4 protein-coding genes are annotated in these 4966 nt (G+C 72.0%); all 4 read right to left on the bottom strand.

Going from position 1 to position 4966, the window contains the following annotated elements; genetic code table 11:
• Positions 1–1719, bottom strand: a 1719-nt coding sequence (locus ABF648_RS11800; protein WP_415632442.1) for a type IV secretory system conjugative DNA transfer family protein, incomplete at its 3' end; no start/stop codon positions are given.
• Entirely contained in the window at positions 1719–3236 is a 1518-nt protein-coding gene (locus ABF648_RS11805; RefSeq protein WP_415632443.1) for an ATP/GTP-binding protein, read from the bottom strand. The genes ABF648_RS11805 and ABF648_RS11800, both read right to left, overlap by 1 nt.
• The gene (locus ABF648_RS11810; protein ID WP_415632444.1) at positions 3233–4741 is read right to left on the bottom strand and encodes an SCO6880 family protein; all 1509 of its coding nucleotides are present in this window, start codon (positions 4739–4741) and stop codon (positions 3233–3235) included. Before ABF648_RS11810 ends, ABF648_RS11805 begins: the two co-directional genes overlap by 4 nt.
• A partial coding sequence (locus ABF648_RS11815) for a hypothetical protein (RefSeq protein ID WP_415632445.1) occupies positions 4728–4966 on the bottom strand: 239 nt, incomplete at its 5' end. The genes ABF648_RS11815 and ABF648_RS11810, both read right to left, overlap by 14 nt.

Here is a 4966-nt window from a genome sequence, read left to right on the forward strand (position 1 = left end):
CCGCCCGGGGGGCCGCGCCGGGGCCCGGGGGCCGCCCCCCCCCCCGGCGGGGGGCCCCCGCCCCCGGGGCGCCGCCCCCCCCGGGGGGGGGGGGCCCCCCCCCCCGATGACCACGGCGCGGCCCCGCGGCAGCGCCGCCAGGTCTGCGACATCGAGGATGCGTTCCCGCTGGAGCTGATGGGAGACGGTGCGCGGCCCGCGCCCGTAGGACGTCGAGGACGCCAGCCGGTCGTGGTCCCCGATCATGCGCGACAAGTCCTCCAGGAACGACGCCTCGGACACGCCGCCCCCGTAGATTTTCACGTTCGCCGCACTCCACAGCTTCTTCATGCCGCCCTCGCCCCACACCTCGACGCCCTGCGACCAGGACTGGAGGACCGTGTCGAGGACGATCCCCCTCGACCCGTAGTGGGAGTACAGGTTGGGCAGTTCGCGCCAGCGGCAGACGTTGGCGGCCTCGTCGAGCACCCCCACCAGGGGCGTGGCCAGGCGCCCGCCCGGAGAGCGGGCCGCCAGCTCCTCGGCGGCCTCGACGACGGCCACTGTGAGGGCCGTTACCAGGGGGCCGGCCGTGGCCCGGCCCGCCTTCGAGAGGCTGTAAAGGGTGCCGCCGTCGGCACGCACGAACGCCTCGGGAGAAAGCTGGGGGCGCGGGTCGGCGGAGCCCTGCGGGGTGACCCAGCCGGCGACCTGCCGGTTGGTCAGGCACGACGCCATCTGCATGGCTGTGCCGTAGACCCCGCCTCGCTGCTTCTCCGGCGCGTCGATCACCCCGGCCACCTGGTCGGCGGTGAGCGCGAACCCGCCGGCGCGCAGCACCTCGACCGGGGTGTCGTCGGTGGGGCGGGTCAGCCAGACGTACACGTCGGTGATGGGCCGGTGGTCGAGGGCGGCCGCCAGCAGCAGTCCGCCCAGGAGGTCCTGGCCGGCGTTGTCGAAGTAGGCGTCGGTGCGAGCCCCGACTTGCCGGGACCCGGCGGCGAAGTGCTCGGCCAGCCGCGTCGCCCGCACCTCGTCGGTGACGTAGGACAGCGGGTTCCACCACCAGGTCGCCTCTTCCAGCGCAATGCCCTGCGGGTCGAACACCCACACCGGGCCGGCACCGGCCCGCACGTCGCGGGTGGCGTCGACCACGTCACGCTTGTTCGAGGTGACCAGCACCGCGCCGGGGGCCGCCAGTATCTCGGGGACGACCATGGCGGTCGTCTTGCCGGTACGCGGCCCGGCGATCGTAATCCGCATGTCCTCCCACGAGCTAAACAGCGGGTGGGCGCCGGTCACGGTCACTCCGATGGGCAGCCCCGGCACGGCCGACACGCCGAGGCGCGCCGCGGAGGCGCCCACCGCCTTGCGGCTCAGCGCGTGAATGTCGCGCCCCTGTCCCATCCAGGTGGCCGCCTGATCCACACGGCTGTGCCGGCCACGCCTGGCGTGGACCAGCAGGCCCACGGCGATCGCCACGAGCAGGAGCAGTGCGGCAAGCCCGGCCAGAAGCCACCAGGCCGTCGCGGTGAAGGCGACCTTGTGCGCGGCCACGTCGCACAGCAGGGTGAACGGGTCACCCGGCAGACCCGTCGGCGCGCCGGTCCATGCCTGCGCCAGGCGGAGTGGGACGTTCACGGCCACCAGGACGAGGGCCACGACCCCGACGATCAGCAGGAGGAAGATCGTCTGCCCGTCGAGCCCGCCGGGGTCGCGGCGCCGGTTGTTCTGTGCCATCACGCCACTCCTTCACGGTGTGCCGGCTGAGCGTCGGCGCCCACCCGGGACTGTTGGTGCCACAGCACGTTCGTATCGTTGAGCGTCCGCTCGGCCGAGGTCAGCTCGACCCGGATCGGGATGCCCGGCTTGCCGCCGACCTTGACCAAGAAGCGGCCCCGACCGGGCGGCTCGGCCTCCCGGCCGAGTTGCGCGTCCCAGGAGGGTGGGTCCTGCCAGGATTCCAGCATCGTCTCTTCGCTGTGCGACAGGCGCACAGACGCATCGTTCAGGCGGCGCATCTCGTCATGGGGCAGGCCGCCGCAGATCACCATGCCCGACCGCTCGACGAAACCCCGGGCCTTCATACGATCGGCCTCATCGGGCAGGGACATGAGGTCGCGCATCGTGTGGGACAGAAGAATCTGACCTACCCCCCACGACCGGTTCAGGCGGGTCAGAGAGTCCACCCGGTCGACCATGCCCCGGCCCGCCCGCAGCGCCTGCCACAGCTCGTCCAGGACGAGCAGGTAGTGCCGCATCGGCTCCAAACCGGCCTGGGCAAGGGCCTGGGCGACGTTGACCGTGGCGAAGCCCGCAGACCAGCAAGCCAGCAAGGTCGCGGCCTTGAGGTCGGTGTCGCCCTCGTCCAGCCCGGAGATGTCGACCACGATCGAGCGGTCGCGGCGCATCGGCTCCGAGGTCGGACGGGAGAACATGTCCCCGAACCGGCCCCCCGAGGAGACCGCCAGCAGCGACGCCTCCAGGTTCTCGGTCACCTCCCGGTACCGGTCGAGGCTGCCCCGATCCAGCGCGACCTCGCGCACCGGCTCGGGGGCCTGCCGGATCACCGTCAACAGATCCCCCAGGACTGGCACCTGGCCCGGGACGGCCGCGTCGTCGAGCACGTGCAACGCTCGGTCCACGATCGTCTCCTCCCGATCGGTGGGCGGCACGCCCCGCATAATCGTGATGAGCGCCGACACCATGGTGCGCCGTCGAGTGTGGGCATCGGCCAGCACCTCGGCGCGGGCCGAACCCGTCAGGCGGGTGGCCGCAGCACGCGCCTCGCCAGGATCGAGCACGTTAATGGACCCGCGGCCACGGCCCAGGCGGATCACCTGGCCGCCCAGGGCGCGGATCAACGGAACATGCTCCCCCTTCAAATCCCCCAAATACAGCGAGCTCACGCCGTAGCCGGCCAAGCCCAACGACATGCGCCTCGCCACCGTCGACTTGCCGAGGCCTGGCAGTCCCAGGATGAAGGCGGACGGGTTGGAGATCAGGTGGGCTCGTTGGAACCAGGAGATGGGGTCGCAACACAAGGTGGCGCCGGTGCGGATATGCCGGCCCAGGGGCACCCCCACCATGGGGGTGCCCGAGCCGACCGCGAACGGCCACAGACCGCAGACCTGCACGCTGGTGCCCCGCCACTGGGGTGGGGCCTGCACCATCGTGGCCGTGCCGCGGCCACGGCCGATCCACCCGCGGGACGGCGTGGACAGCGGCCGCGGCTTGGGAGTTTTCTTCGTACTCAAATTTTCCCCCTCAGCTCGGCGGGAACCCGCATATGCCGACTCAACACAAGCCCCAGGGGCAGGCAGGCGGCAAACGCGGAATCCTGCGACCCATACACGGGCCGCAGCCGGATGCGCGCGGAGGCCGCCAGATTGTCCACCACCGCGGCCGCGTCGGCGCGACGCGCGGGGTCAACGCTCGTCGCGGTCACCAGCAAGCCGAAGTTGACCAGGCTCGCCCCTGCCGCTTCCTCGGTCGCGGTTTTATCGGCCTGCCTGAACGAGTGGATTGCCCGGGCGCTGGGCTTCGAGCTGGCGGAGAGCAGGAACTCGGCCGAATGCCGATCATTCTCCACCAACGCCGCAGCCCTGGCCGTGTCCACCGGCTCGTACAGCAAAGTGACCCGCTTGCGTGCGACGTCCGGGTGGGGGGCCAACAAGCTCGTCAAGATCGAGGAACGCACGATCCCGCGCGGCGCCTGTGTCATCTCCCAGGTCTGCGACCACCCCGAGTCGTGGCGGTAGCCGGCCCACTGCGCTTCGGCGGCCACCGGACCCACATCAGACCAAGACAGGTCCGGCACCTGGCCGGAGGCGTGAGCCTCGGAGATGAGCGTGGCCGCCGCCGGATCGTAGGCGATACGGATCGTCTCACACAGCGTCTGCGCGTCCAGCGGGTGCACCGCCCCCGCACCAGTCGCGCTCAACGACTCCGTCAACCCCGGAAGGCGGGAAGCCAGGTCGCGGGCCAGCTCGTCCGGCTTGCGCCGCGACGCCCCCGGCCGGGGTGCAGCCGTGAACGTCAGCGCCACGTACGCCTTGACCGACGAGGCGCCCGCCGGGTAAGTGTCCACCACCTCCTGGAGCATCCGCGTCGCCGCCTCGGGGGCGTCCGGGTCCAAGTTCGAGGCGACCTCGCGGCGCAGCCGCGTGCCCGTGTCCGGCGCCGTCTCCACCGTCACCGCCGCGGCCACCAAGGACGGTTCGACCGACAGGGCGGCCAGCCAGTTACCCCAATCCGCCACCCAGATGTTCACCTGGTCCTCATCCACCAGGGCGGCGCCGTCCGGGTCCGTGCCCAGGATCACGCTGAACGTGCCGCTGGCCGGCGACTCGACCAGCGCAAACGGGCGGCTGTAGGAGTCCTGCCACTCGGTCAGCCTCGTCGGGGCGGCGATGCCCGGCAGCTGAGCCGTGCCCCACGGTGTGCGCCCCAGGATGCCCGAGCGATACAGGTGCTCTCCCTGAGTGCGAGTCGCCCACCAGCCGACACGGGCGGCCGCCCGTTGCAGCACCGTGCGACCGTGGCCGTCCTTGACGGTGACCAGCCCCACCGCCACGCACAGGAGCGCGAACACGATGAAGCCCGGCACCAAGCCGCCCACCATGATGGCGATCACCATGAGCACGAACCCGCCGATCAGCCCGCCCGTCCCCACAGAGCCGAGGCCAAGAATCCCGGCACTCTGGGGCCGGCGCCAGTTCCCATACGTCTTCACCGCGCCCTGCGGTTCACTTGCTGCCACTGGGACCATCCCCTTCCCCGGTCGCCTGCCCGACCGTGCCCTGCGCCGCCTGGCCAGCCTTGCGTGCCGCACCCATCGCCACACCAGCCGCCGCACCGGCAGCGGCACCGATCGGACCACCAGCCGCACCAGCCGCCGCACCCGACGCGGCACCACCACCTGCCGCCGCACCGCCGGCGCCGGCGGCTGCGCCCCCACCAGCAGCGGCACCCCCCCCCGCCCCCC

The organism is Propionibacterium sp. (assembly GCF_047719395.1).
Lineage (GTDB): Bacteria > Actinomycetota > Actinomycetes > Propionibacteriales > Propionibacteriaceae > Propionibacterium.